Consider the following 18,438-nt stretch of genomic DNA (forward strand, 5'->3'; position numbering starts at 1 on the left):
GCGCGCGAGCACTCCACCCAACAGTCCAGCGGCGGTCGGTCTGGCGTGTTCAGCTCGCGCGGCTCATGAGCTTGCGCAGCTCACGGCGCGCGTCGGTCAGCACCGTCGCTTCGTCCAGAGAGCGCAGCTCACCGCGCTCCACCAGCACACGACCGTCGACCATCACGTGTCGCACGTCGCTCGCCTGCGCCGCGTAGACCAGTCGTGAGAGCGCGTCACCGCCAGGTTCGTGGTGCAGGGCGCTGATGTGCACCACCGTGATGTCGGCGCGCTTGCCGATCTCGAGCGTGCCCACGTCGCCGTCGAGGCCGAGCGCCCGCGCGCCGTCGATCGTGGCGAGCCGTAGTGCATCGGCCGCAGAGGTCGCGAGCGCGTCCCGCTCGCGTGCGCACGACAGCAACGCGGCTTGCCGCATCTCCGTGAAGACGTCCAGGCGGTTGTTGCAGGGGGCACCGTCCGCTCCCAACGCGACGGCGAGCCCGTGCTCTCGGAACGCGCGGAGTGGCGCGATGCCGCTCCCCAGCTTCATGTTCGCGCTCGGGCAATGCACCACGCGGGTGCCTGCGCGTGCCAGCCGCTTGATCTCTACGGGACGCAGCTGGACGCCATGCGCCAGGAGCGCCCGCGGTCCGGTGATGCCGTGCGCCGCGAGCGCGTCGATGTCGTCCCTCCCGAGTCGTCGGCGTACCTCCGCGCGCTCCTCGGCGTGCTCCGCAGCGTGCGTGTGCATGAGCGTGGGCATCGACGGGGCGCTCGTCGTGGCGCGCTCACTCACCCCACGTAGCAGCGCCTCCGAGCACGAGAGCACGAAGCGAGGGGCGTACGCGTACCGCAGGCGTCCATCCGCCGCACCATGCCAGGCGTCGCGCAGCGCGTCGCTCGCGCGCAGGCTGTCGCGCAGGGTCTCGCGCAGCCCTGCGGGCACACCACGCCCGCGGTCCATCATCGCCTTGCCCGAGAAAGCCCGCAGGCCGCTCGCCAGGAGCGCCTCGAAGACTTGCTCGTGGTGGTGGACGCTCCCCATGTCGAGCACCGTCGTGGTCCCCGAGCGCAACAACTCGGCCGCCCCGAGCTGCGCGCTCGCCCGCGTGCTGCGCGCGTCGTGCGCGGCCTCGAACGGCCAGATGCGCCGCTGCAGCCACGGGAGCAGAGGGAGTCCGTCCGCCGTGCCACGGAAGAGGGTCTGGCAAAGGTGGACGTGGGCCTGCACGAACCCTGGGATGACGACGCAACCTTCGGCCGGGAGCACCCGCGCCGGTGGGCCGCGACGCGCTGCGCGGCCCATCGCGATGATGCGCGCGCCGCGCACGCGGAGATCGGCGCGCACCTCGCGGGTGTCGTGGACCGGGCAGAGCGTCAGCACGGTGCCGCCACGGATGACCGTATCCAGCTCGCTCACGGCAGCCGCTCGGCGTCGAAGGCGAGGGGCAGCAGCGAGGGCACGTCGCTGTCCAGGCGCGCACCGCCGACGGTCTCGCAGCGCACGGGGATGCTCGGCGCGAGCTCGGCCAGCACCTGGCGGCACATCCCACAGGGGGTCCCAGGGCGGTCGCCATCCGTCATGACCAAGATCGCGCGGAACGAGCGCACCCCGTCTGCGATGGCGCGCGCGAACGCGCTCCGCTCGGCGCACAGGCACAGCCCATAGCTCGCGTTCTCCACGTTGGCGCCTCGATGAACGTGTCCGTCGGCGTCCAGCAGCGCGGCCCCCACCAGGTACTGCGAGTAGGGCGCGTAGGCGTGGGCGCGTGCCGCCAGCGCGGCTTCGCGCAGCGCGGCCCATGGGATGTCGGTGTCCAGCGTTGTCATGGCGCCTCCATGCCCGACACGATAGCGCGCACGAGCGCCTCGAAGCTCGCGTGGGCGCGGCGCGCGACTCGTTCGACATCGGCGTGGTCGAGGGCCTCTTCCCCCAGGCCCGCGGCTGCGTTCGTGATGCACGAGAGCCCCAGCACGCGCAGCCCGCAGTGCCGCGCGGCGATGACCTCGAGCACGGTGCTCATGCCGACGGCGTCGCCTCCCAGCGCGCGGAGCATGCGCACCTCGGCTGGCGTCTCGTACTGTGGCCCCAGCACGCCCGCGTAGATGCCCTCCGGCAAGCCGATCGCCAGGCCCTGGGCGGCGCGCCGTGCCAGGTCGCGCAGCGCGGGGTCATAGGCTGCGCTCATGTCCGGGAACCGCGGACCGAGCGCGTCGTCGTTGCGTCCGAGCAGCGGTGTCCGCGCGGTCAGGTTCAGCTGGTCCGTGATGAGCATCAGGTCACCGGGGCGCAGGTCCTCGCGCACGCCGCCCGCGGCGTTGGTCACCAGCAGCGTGTGCGCGCCGAGCCCTCGCATCAACCGCACGCCGAGCGCCACGGTGCTGGGGGAGTGCCCCTCGTAGAGGTGGACGCGGCCTTGCATGGCCACACAGGCGCGGCCCTCGAAGTGGCCCAGGACGAGACGTCCACGATGTCCCACGACCGTCGAGGTCGGCATCCCCGGGAGCTCGTCGTACGGGATGGCCACGGCCTCCGAGAACCCGTCGGCGAGCCCCCCTAGTCCCGAGCCCAGCACGAGGGCGATCTCGGGCTCCAGGTGGCGGGCGGCGGCGCGCACGCGGGCGATGCACGGTGCCAGCGTTGGCGTGGCGTCCGTTCCGATTGGGGAGGCGTCGATGGCGTCTGTCACGCGAGAAGGAGACGCTGAGGTGGGCGACGTGGTCAACCACCAGTTCGCGGGATGAATCCGGGCGGTTCCCGTCGTAGAGTGGGCGCCGTGTCCACGACCTCGCGCGCGAACTCTCCCCTCCGCTGTGTCCGTCGCTGCGTCCGTGTCGGCGTCGCGGGCTTGGCGCTCGGCGTGATGTCGGTCGGCATCGCGTCGACCCCAGGCTGCGGCCGCCGCGCACGGGGAGAGCAGGAGAGCACGTCGGGCGCGGAGGTGGCACCGGTCGAGGTCGCCCCGCGCGTGTTGAGTGGAGCGCTCGCCATCGACCCGGAACAGGCAACGAGGGTCCACGTTCTCGACGAGGTCGAGGCCCTGTGCGTCGCAAACAGCAACGAGCTGTGCAACGCCATCGACGAAGACTGCGACGGTCGCATCGACGAGCACGCTTGTCCCTACGAGGCAGGGGCCGTCCAGATCACCATGACCTGGAACAACGGGTCGGACATCGACCTCTTCGTGCGCGAGCCCGACGGTGACGTGCTGAGCCACCAGCGGGACCGGTCGGCGCGCGGCGGGCGCTTCGACTACGCCGGGCGCGGGCAGTGCGACTCGGCGCTCGAGTATCCGCGCATCGAGAATGTCTTCTGGCCGCTCGACAGCGCACCGGCGGGCGAGTACGAGCTCCTCCTGCATCGCTGGGGGGACTGCCTGGACCGCGCGACGGAGACGCAGGAGGCGGTGACCGTGCTGGTCTCGATCTCGGTCGGTGGACGTAGGCTGGGCACGCTGCGCGTGCTGCTCGGCCCCCAGGAACGCTTCGACGGAATCCGGTTTCGGGTGAACGCGCCGTGAGCCACCGGGCGTGGTGGAGCACCGCGCTGGTCTATCTCGGCTGCTGGGTGGGCGTGGGATACGGCGCCGTGCTCCAAGGCCGTCCTTCCACCATGGCGCTCGGCGTCGCGCTCGCCTTCGTCCCGTACGCATGGTTTCTCCATCGCTTCCCGGTCGCGGAATCCGGGCCGTCCGGGGGTCTGCCCCCGCTGCTCGGTCGCTGGGCGAGGAGGCCGGCGCGGCTGGCGTGCGCGCTCGGTGTCGTCCTGCTCACCCTCCCTCCCCTCCTCAGCGATGATCTGTACCGCTACGTCTGGGACGGTCGCGTGCTGGCCGCCGGGTTGGACCCGTACGCGCATGCGCCGGAGGCCGCGGCGCTCGCTCCCCTGCGCGACGCGTGCTTCTGGCTCATCAACCACGCCGAGCTGCCCACGATCTACCCTCCCGTCGCGGTGCTCGCCTTCGCTTGCGTGGCCTGGCTGGGGCCCCTCGGCCCGAAGCTGCTGGCGCTCCTCGGCCTCGTCCTCCTGGTGCGCGCCGCGCCCACGCTCGTGCCGCCCGCGCAGCGGGAGCGCGTCGCGTTCGCGGTGGCCACGAACCCGCTCTTGCTCGCGGAGGGGCCACTGCACGGCCACGTCGACGTGCTGGCGGCTGGCTGTGTCGTCATTGCGCTCTCGTCGCTCGGAGAGCTCGCCGAGAGACCACGGGGCGCCCCCCAGCGGCGCCACCTGCTGGAGCTCGATCGCCGGCGCGCCCTCCGAGTCTGGCTGTTCGCGTCGCTCGCGACCGGCCTCAAGCTGGTGGGATTGTTGCTCGTGCCCGTGATCCTCGCGAGCCGCGCGCGCAACGTGCGGCTCGCCCTCGCCGTGGCTGCGACGGGCGCGCTGTTGCTGGTGCCCGTCGCCCACGCGGGGCACGCCGACCGCGATGGCCACAGCGGCTTGAGCCACTACGCCCGCCGTTGGCAGGGCAACGATGGTCTCTATGGGGCGCTCGAGACCGCCATCGCCGGCCGGCTGGTCGAGCACTACGGGCTGCGCTGGGGGAAGCTCGATCTCGACCCGCCGCCATCCGCGCTCGTCGTCCTCGAGCGGCTCGGTGTCGACGTCCGCGAGGGTCTGGTGGGGCCGAAGAAGGAGCCGCCGCCCCGTGAACTCCTCGAGCCACGAGTGCTCGCGCGACCCCTGGCGCGCGCCACGGTCGCCCTGTTGGGTCTGATCTTGGCCTTGAGTTCGCTCACGTTCCGTGCCCCGCCCGCGTTGGCGCTGCGTCGACTGGTGCTCGCGGCCCTGTTGCTCGCTCCCCAGCTGCACCCGTGGTACCTCGCGCTCCTCGTGCCGCTGGAGTTCGTCACCATGCGCGCCGCGGGCCTGGGCTTCGCGGCTGCGGCGTACGTCGCCTATGCGCCGCACGATGCGTGGCTCGAGGGTCGCGTCTGGCACGTCGACCCCGCCGCGCCGGCCGCCCTGCACGTGTACGTGTGGGCGCTGATCGTCGTCGAGCTGGTTCAGCACGTGCGCGTGCGTCGTCGCCCGCGCTTGCACGAACGTTGACGCCTTCGCGCGCGCTCCCGTAAATTTGCCGCAGATATCGCGGGCGCCGCCGTGGCGCCCGAGACAGGACCCCGCGTGACCGACCTCTCGTTGCCCCCTGGAATCGCCATCCGCATGACCGCGGAGTCGCTGCTGCACCGCGGCCGTATGGGCTTGGCCTATCGTGCTCGCTCAGGGGCCGGCGCGGAGGGGGTGCTGCGCGTCTTGGATCCCGAGCTGTCACGCGCGGCGACGGATCGGATGCGCCTCTCCCGTGGGCTCGAAAAACTCATGACGGTGTCCCACCCCAGCCTGGTGGTGCCCATCGAGCACGGGGAGGATGGCGGGCAGCTCTGGTACCTGCGGCCCTACGTCAGCGGCGTGACGCTGGCCGAGCGCCTCGCGCAGGGGCCGCTCCCGCTGCCGGAGGCCCTCAGCATCGGCGGGCAGGTGGCGGACGCGCTGCACGCGCTCCACCGGGCGGGTCTGCTGCATCGTGACCTGTGCTCGGAACGCGTGGTGCTCCAGCCGGATGGGCGAGCCGTGCTGATCGACGCCACCGTCGCAGCGCCGCTCGGACCCGAGTACGACAAGGTGTTTGGCACGGCACCCTTCGTCTCCCCAGAAGAGGTCGAGGGCAAGCCGACCAGCTTCCGCAGTGACCTCTATGCGCTGGGCATCATGCTCTATGCGGCGATCGCTGGGGAACCTCCGTTCGAAGGGAACATCCCCGACGTGCTCGAGGCGCACCTGCAGACCGCGCCTCCGGCGTTGGAGGCGGGGCTGAGCGCCGACGTGCGCGCCCTCCTCGACCAGCTGCTCGACAAGGAGCCTCGCCGCAGGCCTTTCTCCGCACAGAAGGTCGCACGGACCCTCCAGGACTACGTCCCCGAGCCGCTGCGTCCGAGCGATGCGCGGCCCAGTGCGCCTGGTGCGCGTGCCCCCGTCGTCGCCGCCCCGCGGCCAGCGCCCGCGCCCGCCCCCCCGCGTCCGGCGGCCCCGCCGCTCAAGGCCAAGGCGACCATGCTGGGGATGAGCGGCCCCGTGCCTCCGCCCGCTGCTCCCGCTGTGGTGGCCGGCGGCGCTCCGCCGGCAGCGCCCGTTGCGCCAGCCGCGCCCACCGAAGCACGGCAGCCCAGCATCCCGCCGCCCGTGCCCCCTGGCGCGCCGGCGCGCTCGGCCAAGCGCACGATGATGGGTATGCCGGCGCTCAGCGCGCCCATCACCGCGCCCCCCGGCAAGTTCCGTGACGACGCCACCCAGCAGGTCCAGCTGGACCAGATCGTCGAGGCCCGCGAGGTGCGGACGCGTGCGTCGGCTCCGCCTCCGCTTGGCACCAGTACGTCTGCCTCACGCGCGGACGCGACGCAGCAGGTGGGCCTCGAACAGATCGTCGAGGTGCGAGAGAGCCGTCTGCCGCCCCCCGTCCCTTCGGGCTTCGAGCGTACGGTGTCGGGGATGCCGGCGCCGCCCCCGATCGCTCCTGGCTTCGAAGAGGACGAGCCCACGACGATGTTCGACGGGGCGCAGCTCGAGGCCGCCCACGCGGCGCCGCCCTCCGCGGCTGTGCCCGCGCCCGCGGCTCCTGCGCCTGCACCTGCTCCTGTCGCGACCGGCTTCGAGGACGACGAGCCTACGCGCATGTTCGAGGGGCACGCCGAGGACGAGCCGCCGACGGTGGAGATGGCCCTGCCTCCGGCCCGCGACGGGGCCGGGAGCTTCGACGAGGACGAGCCGACCAGCATGTTCGCGTCGTCGGACCTTGACGCTGCGAGCCCTGCAGAGCCCTCGGGTCTGGCGGCCCCCATCATCGCGCCCTCGCTCACCTCCGCCGAGCCTGCGACCGCGCCGCTGGGCGCGATGCCGCTCACTCCGCCACCGCGCGTCAGTGCCCCACCGCCGGTGTCCACGGGTGCAGCACAGGTGGCCGCGCCGCCGCCGTCCTCCGCTGCGCTCTCCGCGACTCCACCGACAGGAGCCGCTGCCCCCGCGGTGCTTGCGCCTCCGGCTGCGCTGCTGGCGCAGCCCCCTGGTGTGCCCCCCGCTGCCACAGACGGAGTCGGAGCACCCCCAGCGGGTCCGTTGCCAAGCCCAGGCGCTGCGGGGCCCGTGCCGGCTGTCGCTCCGCAGCCTGCGCATGGTGGCATGTCGGCCGCACCGTCCGCGGAGCCCCAGCTGGCGCACCCCATCCCCGAGGAGCGCCCGACGCGGCGCTGGGTGGTGCCCGCTGGCATCTTGGGACTCTTGGTGCTGCTGAGCGCGTGCGGCTTCGGGATCTGGTTCTTCACACAGGACGGTGACGGACCCACCGCCGCCGCACCTCCAGCCGCGACCACCACGGACGGCACGGTGCTCACCGCGCCTGCCGTCGTCCCAGACGCCGGAGTGCTCGCGCTGGGGCCACCAGACCTGGGGCCGCCGGACCTGGGGCCGCCGGACCTGGGACCGCCCGACACGGGAGTCATGGACGACGAGGCGTTCATGAACGGCCCGCGTCCACGGGGTCGCGCCGAGCGCGCACGTTGGCTCGCGCTTCGACGCGCGGCGGCGGCCAGCATGCGCCCCAGCGGAGGCGGCAACGCGAGCGCGGCCAGTCGCGTTCAGGAGCAGGCGCGCGCCGCGACGTCGGCGGGCAACCACGCCGAGGCCACCCGCCTCTACGAGCAGCTCACGCGCATGACCCCCTCGAGCGCCGGTGCGTGGTACTCCCTCGGCACCTCGCGCATGCGTCAGCGCAATGGTCGCGGCGCGGCAGCGGCTCTGGAGCGGGCCACGCAGCTCTCCCCACGCAACGCGAACTACTGGGCCACGCTCGGAACGGCGCGACGCAACGCGGGCGACTCGGGCGGCTCGCGCGCGGCCTTCCAGCAGGCCCTGCGGCTGGACCCCAACAACGCTGCGGCGCGTCGCGGCCTGGGTCAGTAGGCGCTTCGGGTCGCACACGCGCGACCGACTGTGTGTGACCCCGCGCGCTCGGGCGCGACGCAGTGTGCTTGGGCGCGACGCGTCCGCCAGTCAGCCCGTGCGCTGGTGCCAGGGCGCACGACGGCGCGCTCCGTGGTGGTAGGTCAGGTCGGCGGTGCGATGCCGATGGCCGAGCGGACCCGTCGCATGGTCTCGCGCGCGCGCTGCTGGGCGCGCTCGGCGCCGGCCGCGAGCACCGCGTCGAGCCCCGACTCGTCGGCGCGCAGCGCCTCGTAGTGGTCGCGCTTGCCCCCGAGCTCGGCCTCGATGGCCTCGAACAGCACCTGCTTGGCGTCGCCCCAGCCGAAGCCGCCCGCGGCGAGCTTCTTGGCCAAGTCGGGCGCCGCCGCAGGCGACACCTGCAGCAGCAGCTCGTACACGGTGGTTCCTGCGGAGGGCTTGGGCTCTTCGAGCGACTCGGAGCTGGTCTTGATCTTCATGACCATCTTGCGCAGCGCCTTCTCGGACGCGAAGAGCGGCAGCGTGTTGCCGCGGCTCTTGCTCATCTTCTCGCCGTCCGTGCCAGGCACCAGCGGGCCCTCCGCGATGACGGGCTCCGGCACCACCAGCGTGCCCTCACCATAGACGTGGTTCACGCGCAGCGCGACATCGCGGCACAGCTCGAGGTGTTGCTTCTGATCCTTGCCCACTGGGACGACGTCCGTGTCGTAGAGCAGGATGTCGGCCGCCATCAGCACCGGATAGTAGAACACGCCCGCGTTGGGCTTCTCACCCGTCTTCTCCAGCGCGTCTTTGTAGGCGTGCCCGCGCTCCAGCTGCCCCGTGCCGAGCAAGCAGCTGAGCACCCAGGCCAGCTCGAACACCTCGGGCACCGCCGACTGTCGAAACAAGATGGTCTCGTTCGGGTCCAGCCCAGCCGCGAGCCACGTGGCGGCCACGTCGTAGATGTACGTCTGAAGGGCCCGCGGGTCGGTCACGGTGGTGACCGCGTGGTAGTCCGCGATGAAGTACAGCGACCGATAGTCTCGCGCGAGCTCGAGCGCCGGGCGGATGGCGCCCAGGTAATTGCCGAGGTGCGGCGTGTTGGTCGGCTTGATGCCCGTGAGCGAGGTCTTCACGCGCCCGAGTATAGGGCCCGAGTGCATGCGCACAAGCGACGAGGTCTCACGCGCGGCAGAGGCGGCGCGCGAGCCCCTTGACGCAGCACTGCGGTCGGTCAGGCGTCAGCTTCGATCTCGGTGTCGGCCGCCGACTCGCCCTCGGCCTCGTCTTCGGCGTCCGGGCCCGGGCGGAGGTTCTCCGGGATCTCGAGCAGCGTGGGGTTGCCGTCGCGCACCTGCTCGTCGACGAGGATGTAGCCGCCGGTCACGCGCTCCCACTCCTGCGCCACGATCGTGTCGGCGATGAGCATGGTGCGTTGGTCATACCAACGGATCTGCACGATCGAGATGGCGTTCTCCTGGTCCTCGCCGCTCACCTGGACGTCCAGGATGTCCATGTCCGCGATCTGGAACTCGCGGCCCCAGCGATGGTGCCGCAGCCGGAATTCGCCACGCCGCGTGGGCACCACCCGTTGCTGCGCCAGATCCATGCGGTTCCAGCGGGTCTCGTCGTTGTAGCCCATGACCGCGTCGCGCAGCTTCTCTTCGGACCCCACGTTCTGGAAAATGCAGCCTGAGGCCAGCACGAACGCGAGCAAGGGGAGGGGGCGGAGGAGGCGGCGCATGCCTGGACGCTAGGGAAGCGGCCGGTCGGGGGCAACAATTCGACAGGGCCGCCAACGAAGGGCGTGGGGTCAGCCGGGGCTGTGGAGCGTGGACTCCCCGCGGCGGCACAGCACGAACACGGAGTCGTCGAGGACCACCACGGGGCGCTTGGCGGAGCCCCGGCACAAGTAGGGGACGCGGGAGAGCGAGCACACCTCGAGGCCAAGAGGCTCGAAGGCCAGCTCGGTCAGCGTGCGCGCTGCGTGCTCGAAGGAGCGGTCGTCGAGCGGCAGGCGCTCGTCGGGCTCGAGGGTGACCGGCCCCACGTGGACGTGTGGTGACAACGGCAGCGGGACGGCCAGCAGCAGCCGGCCCCCGGGGAGGAGGAGATCGCGCAGCCGTTCCAGCAGTGAGAGCGGCCGCGCGCTGCGGTCCAGCACGTTCAGCATCGCGATGACGTCGAAGCGCCCCGGCTCGGGCAGCGGCGCGCTCGCCAGGTCCAGCTCGTGGCACCGGTAGCCGCGCTCACGCAGGCGCGCGGCCATCTTGGGTGACAGCTCGGTCGTCACTACGTCGGTCACGGTCGTGCCCGCGGGTCCGGGGGCCACGAGCTCGGCCGTGACGTGACCGTCGCCCGCGCCCACGTCCAGCACGCGCCCGCGCAGCCGTTCGCCCAGCAGCGTGCGCCACTGCGCCTGCCCGAGCACGCGCATGTCGTGTGTGCCCAGGATGCCGTTGGCGTCGTAGTCGCTCATCACCTTCGCGAGGGCACCACGCGCGGCCACCGCCCACCCGCTGTGGGGGTTCGCGAGGGCGTGATCGATCCACGCGCGCGTCGATGGATCGGCGTCGAGCCACACCGCCTTCGCGGCCAGAGCCGGGCCCAGGCGGTGGGCGTCGAGGGCGTAGCGCATGCTGACGCCGCGATAGGCCGTGGCTCCGGGGGTCAGCATCTCAGTTGAGCGTGTGAGGACCGCCGCGGCGCGCGCGCCCACCGAAGATGGCGCCCCAGCCTTCGCGATAGGCGGGGGTGGACACCTGCGCGGGGCCCCCACCCACCGTCGTGGGTACGTCGGCGCCTTCGCCCCGTGGGAGTGCTTTGCGTGTCTGGGTGGTCTCCTCGCCAGACGCGTCCCCCGGTACGCGGAAGAGCGTCTCCGCATCGAACAGGGGGCTCCCCTCACGCGGGCGCAACGCCACCACTTCACCACCCGGGGTGAGCGGCTTGCCCTCCTCCACGGCGCGCATCTCGCCCAGCAGCAGCTGCTCGCCGCGCTTGCGCAGCACGCGGTAGCCGCCGTCGTCGGTTGCGCCGTGGACCAGCACGACGTCGTCGCTGCGTTCGTTGGCTGCGTTGCCCGCGACACCTGGCGGCGCCGGGGGCGCGTCCTTGGGCTTGGGCTTGCGCGACGCCTGGGTCACACGAACCTCATAGCAGCCGCGTTGCGGGCGCGCGAGCGGCCGGGGCGCGGTGGGGAACCCCCCAAGCCGACGAGCACGTCGCGCGCGCGGGGTTCACCGCGGTACGCCCTGGAAGTACATCCCACGCCCCCCCTCCGGGAAGTCGTAGGTGCCGTAGTCCCACACGTAGCCCGCGCCAAAGGGCGCCACCATCGCGAACAGCTCGCGCTCGTTGTACACGCGCAACGTGCTGACGAGACCATCCCACGCGCCGACGGCGAGCCCTACGGGCGTGAGCCAGGTCCAGAAGACCTTCTGCGCGCGCTGCTTGGGCGAGCGCAGCGGCAAACGGAGCATCACCCGCATCCCCGCGCGCGCGAACGGCAGGATGCCACGCGGGTCACGCTCGAAACCTTCGAGGATCATGATGGGCGCGCGGTCTTCGACGGCGGCGCGCAGGATGCGGGTGCCCAGCTCGGGCGGGAAGTGATGAAACGCGTTGAAGATGATGCGGGCGCGCCCCTCGGAGAGGTCTCGCGGGATGCGCGTGGCGTCCACGGGCGAGGCCACGAAGTCGATGTAGTCCGGGTTCGATGCACGCGCGGCCTGCCAGGCCTCGACTCGCGGGAAGAGGTCGGTCTCGAGGATGTGCGGCGGGGTCTTTCCATCGGCCAGCATCTCGCGGCACAGGATCTCGGCCGGGCCGCCCGCGCCCGCGCACAGGTCGAGCAGCCTGTCGTGCCCGCACGTGTCCAGAAAGCTCTCGATCACGGGGATGGTGGCCCGCACCACACCGCCCTCGTCCAGCACGCCGCTCAGCGTCTCGATGACCGTGTCACGCAGCGACTCTGGCGTCGCCGCGCGGTCATTGAACTCGAAGAGCTGCAGGCGCGGGAGGGACATGCCCCACTCTACACTGGTAGAGTGCGCCATGGCCAACGCGAGCGTGCTCGTCGTCGACGACGAGAAGAACATCCTGTCCACCCTCTCGCGCGCGCTCCGCATCGAGGACTTCGACGTCGACGTCGCGGGGAACGCCACCATCGCCATCGAGAAGGTGGCGACCAAGGCCTACGACGTGCTGTTGGTGGACGTGAACATGCCGGGCATGGACGGCATCGCCATGCTCGACAAGCTGCGCGCCGACGGGAACTCGGTGCCGGTCATCGTGATGAGCGGGCACGGCAACATCGACACGGCGGTGGCGGCGACGCGCGCGGGGGCCCACGACTACCTCGAGAAGCCCATCAGCACCGACCGACTGCTGCTCTCGCTCGCGCGTTGCCTCGACTACCAGCGGCTCGCCAACGAGAACAAGGCGCTGCTGGCCAAGGTGGACGCCGGCGCCGGGCTGCTCGGCGACAGCCCCGCCATGCAAGCCCTGCGGGAACGCATCACCCTCGCGGCCAGCGCCAACGCGCCCGTGCTGGTGACGGGGGAGCGGGGCACGGGTAAGGAGCTGGTGGCGCGCGCCATTCACGCGGGCAGCAAGCGGGCAGGCATGACGCTCGAGAAGCTCAACTGCGCCGCCGTGCCCAAGGAGCTGATCGAGAGCGAGCTGTTCGGGCACGAGGCGGGGGCGTTCACCGGCGCCACCAAGCAGCGCCGCGGCAAGTTCGAGCGCGCCCACCGCGGCACGCTCTTCCTGGACGAGGTGGGGGACATGCCCGCGCCCATGCAGGCCAAGCTGCTGCGTGTCTTGCAGGAGGGCGAGCTCGAGCGGGTCGGGGGCAGCGAGCTGCTGCAGATCGACGTGCGCGTCGTGGCGGCCACGAACAAGTCGCTGCAGAGCGAGATCGAAGAGGGGCGTTTCCGCGCAGACCTGTTCGATCGCTTGAACGTCGTGCCCCTGCGCGTCCCGCCGCTGCGCGAGCGCCGCGCCGACATCCCCGCGCTGGTCACGCACTTCCTGCACCAGAGCGCGACGGCGAACGACCGCTCCGGCAAGTCCATCTCAGCTGGCGCGCTGGGCCTGCTCGAGCAGTACGACTACCCTGGCAACGTGCGCGAGCTGCGCAACCTGGTGGAGCGGCTGGTGATCCTCACGCCCAGCGACGACATCCGCGAGTCGGACGCGCGCGCGCTCCTGCCCATCGGCGATGGGGGCCCGGCGGCGGGCAGCTACTTCCACCCGGACAGGACGCTGCGCGAGATGATCGAGGACGTGGAGCGCGACCTGGTGCTGCGCGCGCTCGAGCACCACGACGGGCACATCACCAACACCGCGGCGGGGCTCGGCCTGGAGCGCAGTCACCTCTACAAGAAGATGAAGGCGCTCGACATCAAGCGCTGAAGCGCGTCTTGCATCTACATCGACGCTGAAGCGCGTCTTGCAACTACATCGACGCTGAAGCGCGTCTCGCAAGCTACGGAACGCGGGCATCGCTCGACTGGTCGCGCGCGGCCTCCTCGGCGGCGTCCTCGGCGGCCTCGACCCGACCGGGGAGGGCGCTGAGGGGGCTGGGTCGCGCCGCACGCAGCGGGGGCAGGCGCGACGCGGGGGGCCGCGGGACACCCAGCAGCGCGCTGAGCGTCGGGGCGTAGCGGCGGATGTCCACGCGCGCCTCGGTCTCACCCGAGACGATGCCGGCGCCCACCAGCAGGATGGGCACCTCGCGTTCACGCGCCGTGATGCCCCCCGACCCCGTGCCGCCGCCGCGCGCGGGCTGCGTGTCGAACACATAGCCTTCGCGGGGCACGACGTAGATCTCACCGCCCAGGCCTTGCGTCACGCTCTCGCGCAACAGCGCGTCCGTTTCGTCTCCACCGTCGCGTGCGCTCGGGACCGCGTCCACGGCGTAGGCGCGCAGCACTTCGGGGCGACCCTCGAGGAAGCGAATGGCCGCCGTGACGGCCTCGTCCACGCGGAACGGGGCGCCGCGCGTGAGATACACATACGGTGGGATGATGGTGTCCACCCATGCGATGCGGCGCTCGAGCAGCACGTCCAGCCCGTCGTCGAGCGCGTTACGCAGCTCCTCGGGGTCTACGCGGTGGTGCTCCCGGTGCCGCTCCGGCAGGTCCACTACGCCGCAGTCGCTGGTGAGCAGGACCGCCACGGGACCGCGCTCCGTCAGCATGGTCACGAGCTCGGCCAGCAGCAGGTCGGCCGCGACGAGGTTGTCGAGGTACTCCCACGAGTGCACGCCGTAGGCACGCGCCGCGACCCCGGTGGCGCCGATGGTCACGCTCAGGAGGTCCGGGATGTCGTCCTGGCCGAGCCCGTCCTCCTGGATGCGGCGCGCCGCGAGGGCGAGCAGCGACTCGGTGCTGCGTGGCGTGGCGTGCAGGGCGAGCGAAGGGAGCGGCGAGCGGCGCGGGTCACGTGGGAAAGCCGTGCCGAGCCCCTGCCAATCGAGTTCTCCCTCGACGTGGTCCGTCCCCGCGAACTGGGCCAGGAAGGACTCGTCGCGCGGCAGCCAGCGATCGAGGTAGCGCGCCGTGTCCAGGTGGGTGTCCCGTGCGCCGCGGACTCGGCGAGACTCCTCTGGGTTGTCCCACGCCGGCCCGAGCGGCACGTAGCGCCCGCGCTCGACGTGGTGGGCCCAACCTCCGCGCGCGCGATGTCCCACCCCGCTCCACGCGCGCCCCGGATCGAGCGCGAGCGACACCACCTTGCCCGTGCTGGCGGTGGCTTCCCGCAGCGCGTCCGCGACGGTGCGCACGCGCGGTGGGCCGGGGGGCTCTGGGTCGCGCAGCGCGTCCGCGACGATGCCCGTCAACCGCGGCGTCGCGCCCGTGTAGAGCGTGGCGTGTGCGGCGGCGCTGTAGGTGGCGGCGAAGGGCAGCTCGGCGTGCGGGTAGTGCGCCCCCTCGCGGATGGCGCGTCGGATGAAGCCGTGCTCGGGCAAGGCGGGCAAGAGCCGCGTCAGCGTCTCGCTGTCGAGCGCCTCGACCACGACCGAGAGCACCAGCTGCGGAGAGCGCTCGCTGGCCCATCCGTTGGTCGCGGGGGCCTCCGTGGGCTCGAGTGCTGGCGTCGCTTCGGCGGGATTCTGCTCGTCCCCCGAACCACCGCATCCGCTCACGACACCAGCCAGCGTGCCGCACAGACATGCCGCGCGCGCGAGGCGGGCCACGCGGGAGGTGCCGTTCACGCGGCGCTCAGGGTCTCTTCCAAGAAGGCGTACGTATCGTCCCAGCATGCTCGGGCCTGTGCGCGCCACACGAACGCGTGGAACGCGTGGATCTCGTCTGGGTAGTAGCGCAGGCGCGCGTCACCGCCCAGCGCGACGAGCGCGCGCTCGAGTCGCCGGCTGTCGTCGATGAGCGGATCCTTGGTGCCCACGGGAATGAGGAAGGGGGGCAGCGGTCGCGCGAGGCTGGGCCCGCGCTCCAGCTCGACCACAGGGTCCAGCAGCCCTCCGGGTGCGCCGAGATCGTGACCCTTGGGCGCGTAGCCCTCCGAGATGATGTGGATGCGGTCCTGCACCAGGCGCGAGATCTGCGGCTTGCGGCGTCGAAACCGACCGGGGTCCGTGACCTGGAAGACGCCGCAGTAGGGCACGACGGCGCGCGGTACCAGGCCCGTCGCGAACGCCTTGCGCGCAAAGGGCTCGTCGCGCTCCTGCACCAGCGCGAGGGTGAGCGCCGTGGCCAGGTTCGCACCCGCGGACTCGCCCGCGATGGCCAGGCGGCCGAGGTCGGCGCCGAACGAGGCGCCCCGCGCGGCGATGAACGTGTAGGCGTCGCACACGTCCTCCAGCGCCGCGGGGAAGCGGTGCTGCGGCGCCAGGCGGTAGTTCACGTTGAACACCAGGTACCCGGCGCGCGCGAGCATGGCGCCCATCATCCAGTGAGTGTCCTTCGAGAGGATGCGGAAGCCCCCACCGTGGATGTAGAGCACCGTCGGGAACGGGCCGCGCCCCTGGGGCCGGTACACGTCCAGCGTGCGCGCGGCGTCGGCGCCGGGCACGTACGGCACGTCACGCAGCAGCTCGATGCCCTGTGCCTCGAGGTCGGCCTCTTTCAGCACCCGACCCGCGAGCGACAGCCCGCTGAGCAGACCGTGCATGGCCAGCCCTTCGGCGCGCTTGCGGAGCCGGGTGGCCGCCATGGGCTACTGCCCCGGCGCCATGGCGCGCAGGAACTGCTCCAGCACCGCCCACGGGACGTCGTTCGGCAGGTTCAGGATGGGCAGCCCAATGCCGAACTCGCGGCGGCGGCGCAGCTCCTCGATGCAGTAGGCGGGGTCGCCGGCGATCATGAGCGCGTTCATGAGGTCGTCCGGGACGGTCTTCCACGCCTCCTTGCGCGTCTCCTTCACCTTGTAGGCGATGTCCACGCGCTCGGCGTCCTCGCCATAGCCCAGGTCGGTCAGCAGCTCCTTGTAGTAGTCGCCCATGCCGCCGATGTAGAACGCGACGATCTCCTTGGCCTTCTGCTTGCCGAAGTCGCCGGGCATGGGGAGCACCGTGGTGAAGGGCGCCGTGACGATGTCCGAGGGATCGCGCCCGACCTTGGCCGCGCCGCGCGCGATCCACTCCTGTCCACGCTTCAGGTCCTCGTACGGCCAGAAGGTGGGCATCCATCCGTCGGCCACCTCGCCGATGGTCTCGATGCTCTTCTCCTTGAGCGCCGCGACGTAGATGGGCACGTCCGCGCGTACGGGCTGCATCTCGAGCGCGAAGGGGCGGTACTCCACAAGCTTGGCGTCCGCCTCCGTGAGCTTGCGGCCGCTGAGCAGTGTGCGCGTGACCTTCACCACGTCGCGCCACTGGGAGAGCGGCTTCTGGAAGGCCCGCCCGTGGAAGCCCTCGATGACCCGCTTGCCGCTGGTGCCGATGCCGAGGATCAAGCGTCCCTCGCTGATCTCGTCCACCGTGGCCGCGTTCATGGCGATGAGGCCAGGCGAGCGGCTGAACACGTTGACGATGCCCGTGCCCAGCTTGATGCGCTTGGTGTGGATCGCCATCTCGGTGAGCAGCGAGAAGATCTCGTAGCCCCAGGCCTCCGGGATCCAGAAGGAGTCGTAGCCCAGCTCGTCGGCCAGGATCGCGGCCTTGAGGTACAGCTTGCGGTCGTAGTTCTTCCAGAAGGCGAGGACGCCAGTACGTTCGGTCATGTTCCGTCCGGTCGATGCCAGCTAGCCGTAGCTAACCGGCTGGTGAGTCAGTAACAGGTGGTGTCGACCAGCGTAGCCGTAAAGCCCAGGTAAGTCCTGCTCGGCGCCTCGTTCGGAATCTCGACCTTGTCGTCCACCGATGCCTCGGCGGGCTGGTTCAGGCCACCCATAGTCAACGTGGCCAGGTCCGCACCAAACTCGTACCCGTTGAGAGGTTGGGTCCACATGCCGTCCTGGATGTTGTGGCCCTCCTGAAGGTTGCCAACGCCACAGATGAACGAACCCGCCGCGCAGTTCACGTCTCCTTGGCTGCGGTACTGAGCGAGGCAGCCTGGGCCGGACGCCGTGTCCGCGGGGGTCCAGCTGTTGACATCGACGCCGTAGGTGTCCGAGTAGGTGCACGCGTCCCACGTGAGCACATTCGTGCTGGTATCGAGTGTGCCCGACGCAAGCGTCGCGCTAGTGGTGGATACCGCCGACCCGCGCGTGTACGTGATGACACCCTGTTCGTTGCGGAAGTTTTGCCGGATGTCATGACAAAGCACGCCCGCGACACCCGTCGTCGGGTTGCCGTCGGCCGCGGTCGTGCGGATCACGACCTCGCCGGGACCGACGTCGAAGGTCGCGTCACCCAGCATGAGGTTGGTGCCCGTGATCTGGAACTGCGCGTCGCCGGCGGCGATTTGATAACGCAGGATACACGTGTCGGCCTGCTCCCAGGCCGCGTTGTGGGTGCAGCGCTCGAGCTCCTCGAACTGGCAGAACATGCGAGAGTCGGTGTTTCCTGGTGCAGAGGCGCAGGTGTATCCATCGCGGCAATCGCTCGCTTGCGTGCAGGTGGTGAGGCAGACGCTGGTCTGACCGCCGGGGCGCGCGAGGCAACCGCCGTCCGCGCCGCAGTCTCCGTCCGTGGCGCACTCGACGGCGGAGCAGTATCCGTCCGGGAACAGCGAACCGTCGAACTCCTCTGCGCCAAGACGCTCGAAGCCCAAGAGACATACCCCGCCTGCGCAGGTCGTCCCGTCCACGCAGGGTGTGCCGGTGGGGTCGGTGCCAGCTTGTGGCATGTCTGTGCTCGCGTCGACGCCGAGGTCAGCGTTGCCGTCTCCTCCGCAGCCAGCTGCGACGACGACCGTTGCGACCAAGCCGAGGCTCCTGAGGAAGGGGTTCGCGGGGGTGAGGAAGGGATGGATTGCGCGCAGGTCTGTCATGGTGTGGGTCCGAGGGGGGCGAAGGACGCCGGAGCCTAACAACTCTTGCGTTCGGAGCATATACTGAGCGACACTCTTATCGGTCACAACATGGAACACACTCGCGCGCGATTCCTCGTC

General features: G+C 71.2%; 15 protein-coding genes. 3 read left to right on the forward strand and 12 right to left on the reverse strand.

Going from position 1 to position 18,438, the window contains the following annotated elements:
• Nucleotides 1-49 precede the first annotated feature (49 nt).
• Genes H6726_20835 through H6726_20845 form a run of 3 tightly spaced genes read right to left on the reverse strand, consistent with a single transcriptional unit; the run spans nucleotide 50 to nucleotide 3,341 of the window.
• On the reverse strand, nucleotides 50-1,390 hold the full coding sequence (locus H6726_20835) for an amidohydrolase family protein (GenBank protein ID MCB9660102.1): 1,341 nt from the start codon (nucleotides 1,388-1,390) through the stop codon (nucleotides 50-52).
• Nucleotides 1,391-1,395: 5 nt separating this feature from the next.
• Nucleotides 1,396-1,809: a cytidine deaminase gene (gene cdd, locus H6726_20840; GenBank protein MCB9660103.1), complete on the reverse strand. Its 414-nt coding sequence runs from the start codon at nucleotides 1,807-1,809 to the stop codon at nucleotides 1,396-1,398.
• Nucleotides 1,806-3,341: a purine-nucleoside phosphorylase gene (locus H6726_20845; GenBank protein ID MCB9660104.1), complete on the reverse strand. Its 1,536-nt coding sequence runs from the start codon at nucleotides 3,339-3,341 to the stop codon at nucleotides 1,806-1,808. Before H6726_20845 ends, cdd begins: the two co-directional genes overlap by 4 nt.
• Before the next feature lie 155 nt (nucleotides 3,342-3,496).
• Here H6726_20845 and H6726_20850 point away from each other — a divergent pair, with 155 nt between their 5' ends.
• The gene (locus H6726_20850; protein ID MCB9660105.1) at nucleotides 3,497-5,032 is read left to right on the forward strand and encodes a hypothetical protein; all 1,536 of its coding nucleotides are present in this window, start codon (nucleotides 3,497-3,499) and stop codon (nucleotides 5,030-5,032) included.
• Between the two features lie 75 nt (nucleotides 5,033-5,107).
• Nucleotides 5,108-7,936 carry a protein kinase gene (locus H6726_20855; protein ID MCB9660106.1) on the forward strand — a complete coding sequence of 943 codons (2,829 nt, stop codon included), beginning with the start codon at nucleotides 5,108-5,110 and terminating at the stop codon, nucleotides 7,934-7,936.
• Between the two features lie 143 nt (nucleotides 7,937-8,079).
• Here the strand turns inward: H6726_20855 and trpS are convergent, their stop codons facing one another.
• The 5 genes from trpS to H6726_20880 all read right to left on the reverse strand — a co-directional run bounded on the left by trpS (nucleotide 8,080) and on the right by H6726_20880 (nucleotide 11,946).
• The gene (gene trpS / locus H6726_20860) at nucleotides 8,080-9,081 is read right to left on the reverse strand and encodes a tryptophan--tRNA ligase (GenBank protein ID MCB9660107.1); all 1,002 of its coding nucleotides are present in this window, start codon (nucleotides 9,079-9,081) and stop codon (nucleotides 8,080-8,082) included.
• Between the two features lie 71 nt (nucleotides 9,082-9,152).
• Nucleotides 9,153-9,662 (reverse strand): hypothetical protein, encoded by a 510-nt coding sequence (locus H6726_20865; GenBank protein ID MCB9660108.1) that lies wholly within the window; start codon nucleotides 9,660-9,662, stop codon nucleotides 9,153-9,155.
• A gap of 69 nt (nucleotides 9,663-9,731) precedes the next feature.
• Complete coding sequence (locus H6726_20870) at nucleotides 9,732-10,595, reverse strand: methyltransferase domain-containing protein (protein MCB9660109.1); 864 nt, start codon at nucleotides 10,593-10,595, stop codon at nucleotides 9,732-9,734.
• A gap of 1 nt (nucleotide 10,596) precedes the next feature.
• Complete coding sequence (locus H6726_20875; GenBank protein MCB9660110.1) at nucleotides 10,597-11,064, reverse strand: hypothetical protein; 468 nt, start codon at nucleotides 11,062-11,064, stop codon at nucleotides 10,597-10,599.
• Nucleotides 11,065-11,157: 93 nt separating this feature from the next.
• Nucleotides 11,158-11,946 (reverse strand): hypothetical protein, encoded by a 789-nt coding sequence (locus H6726_20880; protein MCB9660111.1) that lies wholly within the window; start codon nucleotides 11,944-11,946, stop codon nucleotides 11,158-11,160.
• A gap of 28 nt (nucleotides 11,947-11,974) precedes the next feature.
• Here H6726_20880 and H6726_20885 point away from each other — a divergent pair, with 28 nt between their 5' ends.
• Nucleotides 11,975-13,336, forward strand: a complete 1,362-nt coding sequence (locus H6726_20885; GenBank protein ID MCB9660112.1) for a sigma-54-dependent Fis family transcriptional regulator — start codon at nucleotides 11,975-11,977, stop codon at nucleotides 13,334-13,336.
• A gap of 73 nt (nucleotides 13,337-13,409) precedes the next feature.
• On the opposite strand, the gene H6726_20890 is transcribed toward H6726_20885, so the two are convergent.
• The 4 genes from H6726_20890 to H6726_20905 are packed head-to-tail and all read right to left on the reverse strand — an operon-like array spanning nucleotide 13,410 to nucleotide 18,318.
• The gene (locus tag H6726_20890; protein MCB9660113.1) at nucleotides 13,410-15,140 is read right to left on the reverse strand and encodes an alkaline phosphatase family protein; all 1,731 of its coding nucleotides are present in this window, start codon (nucleotides 15,138-15,140) and stop codon (nucleotides 13,410-13,412) included.
• The gene (locus tag H6726_20895) at nucleotides 15,137-16,099 is read right to left on the reverse strand and encodes an alpha/beta hydrolase (GenBank protein MCB9660114.1); all 963 of its coding nucleotides are present in this window, start codon (nucleotides 16,097-16,099) and stop codon (nucleotides 15,137-15,139) included. Before H6726_20895 ends, H6726_20890 begins: the two co-directional genes overlap by 4 nt.
• A gap of 3 nt (nucleotides 16,100-16,102) precedes the next feature.
• Nucleotides 16,103-17,107, reverse strand: a complete 1,005-nt coding sequence (locus H6726_20900) for an LLM class flavin-dependent oxidoreductase (protein ID MCB9660115.1) — start codon at nucleotides 17,105-17,107, stop codon at nucleotides 16,103-16,105.
• A gap of 47 nt (nucleotides 17,108-17,154) precedes the next feature.
• Nucleotides 17,155-18,318, reverse strand: a complete 1,164-nt coding sequence (locus H6726_20905; GenBank protein MCB9660116.1) for a hypothetical protein — start codon at nucleotides 18,316-18,318, stop codon at nucleotides 17,155-17,157.
• Between the last annotated feature and the right edge of the window lie 120 nt (nucleotides 18,319-18,438).

This window comes from Sandaracinaceae bacterium (assembly GCA_020633055.1).
Classification (GTDB): domain Bacteria; phylum Myxococcota_A; class Polyangia; order Polyangiales; family Houyiibacteriaceae; genus JADJJE01.